Annotated in this window: 4 protein-coding genes; all 4 read left to right on the top strand. The window is 40.8% G+C overall.

The window, feature by feature from the left end; genetic code table 11:
- The coding region (locus A3735_RS31985) for a hypothetical protein (protein ID WP_231882581.1) at positions 1–250 on the top strand (250 nt) is incomplete at its 5' end.
- 953 nt (positions 251–1,203) lie between these two features.
- Positions 1,204–1,992 (top strand): ABC transporter substrate-binding protein, encoded by a 789-nt coding sequence (locus A3735_RS19350; protein WP_068510926.1) that lies wholly within the window; start codon positions 1,204–1,206, stop codon positions 1,990–1,992.
- Positions 1,993–2,256: 264 nt separating this feature from the next.
- Positions 2,257–2,526, top strand: a complete 270-nt coding sequence (locus A3735_RS19345; RefSeq protein WP_156490479.1) for a hypothetical protein — start codon at positions 2,257–2,259, stop codon at positions 2,524–2,526.
- 100 nt (positions 2,527–2,626) lie between these two features.
- Positions 2,627–2,893: a hypothetical protein gene (locus A3735_RS19340; RefSeq protein ID WP_068510923.1), complete on the top strand. Its 267-nt coding sequence runs from the start codon at positions 2,627–2,629 to the stop codon at positions 2,891–2,893.
- Positions 2,894–3,153: the final 260 nt, after the last annotated feature.

Below are 3,153 nucleotides of genomic sequence, written 5' to 3'. Positions count from 1 at the left end.
TTCAGCTCTGCTGTTTAAGCTTCTCAAGCACATTTGTATTTGTAGAGGCTTCGTTGGTGGTGTGTTCCTAGGGAATCCGGTAAAGTCGCCATCTACGGTGTTTTTGTCTCTGGGCAAGCACTTTGGTTTTAACGTGGTGTTTGGTGTAGTTGGGTGTTCTAAAACATCTAACCAGTTCATCAAACATCACTCCGGCCACAAAGAGACGTGGCCTGCGTTGGACGCGCAAAGAAACGCGCGCCGTTTATAAAAGCGTTAAATGTTTTTTTGCCTTTAGGTTTAAGGCTCAATATTCGGCAGGGAGTGCTCGTTTCTTTTCATACATTCCTCCGTTTAAAGTTTTAGGGTAGGTGGCACGTTTTCCCACTGTTCCGCTCTACTGTTTAAGCTTCTCAAGCACATTTTAATTTGTAGAGGCTTCGTCAATGGTGTGTTCCTAGGGAATCCGGTAAAGTCGCCATCTGCGGTGTTTTTGTCTCTGGGCAAGCACTTTGGTTTTAACGTGGTGTTTGGTGTAGTTGGGAGTTCTAAAACATCTAACCAGTTCATCAAACATCACTCCGGCCACAAAGAAACGTGGCCTGCGTTGGACGCACGATAGAGCCGTGCGCCGTTTATAAAAGCGTTAGAACTTTTTAATCAGATTGTAGATCAACCTAAAATGGATATAGAAAAAAAAGAATTTTGGGGTACAACGAAAGCTTCATCTTTAGCAACATACGGCTTTCTCATAGGGTTAATTAGCTGTTATTTTGCTTTAACTCAGCATGTAGCTTTATTGTTAGTATCAATCTTGTGCGTAGGCTCAATATTTTATGCGCTTACCACCAATTATCGACAAGGCTTTAATGTCAGGTGGCGGCTAGCTAATTTTATATTTCACTGTGTCTTTTTATTGGCCTTAGTTTCAGGGGTTGGCTTTGTATTATTTCTACTTTATGCGTAGTAAAGTTCTAACAAGTTTAGCCAGCATCGCCCCAGCAAAAAGACGCTGGGGCTGGACCTCGCTGCGCTCGGCCGCTGCTAAAGGCGTTAAGTGTCCGAGTGGTTGTCTGGTTGTCTGGTTGTCTCTTAAAGTATTTGTTACTTTTCGTAAGTAGCTGGCTTGCTGTAGAGAATTTAATGTGGTCTACACTATGGCTATCGGGTAAGTTTAGTATGAGACTATCGTGAATAGCTTGCTATGAATAAGGGGGAAAGGATATGAAACTGCGTATTTTTAGAATGCTTCTGCTTTTTATTCCAGTCGTGTCCATTAGCTATGCGTCATCAACTAGTGATCAAGCAAAGGAAATTACCTTAGTTGCAGATCAATGGTGCCCCTATAACTGTGTTCCTGGCACAGAGAGACCTGGCCTTTTGGTAGAGATTGCAAATTATTCCTTTTCGCAGGAGGGGTATAAGATAAATTATATCGTTAGGCCCTGGATTCGTTCAATTTTGACTGTCCGTAATGGTGACTATGATGGAATTATTGGTACGGGTAGAGATGAAACACCTGATTTCATTTTTCCAGATGAACCTTTGTATAGCATTGAACATGTTTTCTATGTGAAAAACACATCTGATTGGCGTTTTAGTGGGTTTAAGTCATTACAGAATATCAACCTTGGTGCTATAAAGAATTACTCTTATGGCAGCCTTCTTAAGGAATATATTGAGCCAAACCAAGCGAATATCGCACGTTTAACTATTCTTCATGGTGATGATGCTTTTAGCCGTCTAGTTGAATTACTTAAAATAGATAGGATTGATGCTTTCGTAGAGGAATCTAATATAGTGCTAAACTATTTGACAGGCCTTAATTCGTATGAAGATATCAAATCAGCAGGGGTTGCTTCAAAAGAAGACATATATATCGCTTTTTCTCCGAAAAAACGTAACGCAAAACTTTATGCAAATATTCTATCAAAGGGTTTAAAAGAACTTAAGAGTTCTGGCAAATTAGATCATTTGCTACTTAAATATTCTCTATTAAAACCGCCGAAATAGAAAAAGTCTGGTGCAACTGTTTTTTTGGGTGGCCATGAAATTAGGGGCGGTGGGTACAGCTTGTTTGTACATGGAAACACTTAACCAGGCGTTCAACACGGACTCCGTAATGCTGACACCTTTTGTGCAAAAATACGCACAAAAACTGCCATCATTACTCCTCCGGTTAACGCGGCGTTATATTTTTTAAACACTGTCACTGTTCAATATACAAGGAAACTAATAGTGAGTAATTGCCCATCTTGCTCCAAAAAGTTTGGCTTTATGAATCTGCTAAAGTCATCAAACCCCATGCGTATCAAATGCAGTGGCTGTAAAGAAATAATACGCATAAATGGTTTTCACGCTCTTATAGCTGTTGTTATTACTTTACCATTAGCGTTTTTAGTTTTAGCTGCTGTAGCAAAGGCAACTGCTAGCGGGGGTATAGCAGTTGCAGCGGCAATATTTTCAGGCTTAGTCGCTGAGTTTGTATTTTATAAATTGGTAATTTCTGGCAAGGTTAAATCTAATCTCGTAGCAAATGAAATATAACCAGGCAATCAAAGATCGCCCACGAAAGGGCCCGTGGGCTGGACTCGCTCTGCTGCGCGCCGCTCGCCCTTTATTGCGGCGTTAGGCTCATGGAGATGCTATGAAAGTCGAGATAGTAAGAGATACTGGGACAGGTTATTTTGGCACAACAACTGCCAGAACAAATGTTCCACAAGGAAAGAAACTTGAGCTTACCATGCAGAATCTATGTTCAACTTTGGGCATTAAAAAAATCTACTGGACCATTAGCTCAAGAGAAGCAAAATATTATCGCCCGGATGGACCTTATACCTATCAGAGTGCTTCCAATACCATTCTTGAATTATCTGAAAAAGTAGCCGAGAAATATGCGAATAAAAAAGCCTAACAAGTTTAGCCTGCCTCGCCCCGGAAAAATCCCCGGGGCTGGACTCGCTATCGCTCGCCGCAGCTAAAGGCGTTAGCTGTAAAAAAGGAGTTAAATTGAAGCACATATTTGTTATTGCAGTTTTAGCCTTATTGTCAGGTTGTAGTTCAATGGTAAAGACCGAAATTGGAGATTACGATTACGGCAAAAGTTTAAGTGAACTACAAAGTCAGCATATCGAGTTACAACCTCAGGATGGTTTATTCTCTGAACCACGAATT

It is taken from the genome of Oleiphilus sp. HI0061 (genome assembly GCF_001635675.1).
The sequence above is the reverse complement of the archived record's forward strand: the minus strand, read 5'-3'. Positions and strand labels throughout refer to the sequence as shown.

Coding starts and splice junctions, on each gene's coding strand:
- A3735_RS19345 (WP_156490479.1), top strand. CDS start 2,257: ATGAATCTGCTAAAGTCATCAAACCCCATGCGTATCAAATGCAGTGGC.
- A3735_RS19340 (WP_068510923.1), top strand. CDS start 2,627: ATGAAAGTCGAGATAGTAAGAGATACTGGGACAGGTTATTTTGGCACA.
- A3735_RS19350 (WP_068510926.1), top strand. CDS start 1,204: ATGAAACTGCGTATTTTTAGAATGCTTCTGCTTTTTATTCCAGTCGTG.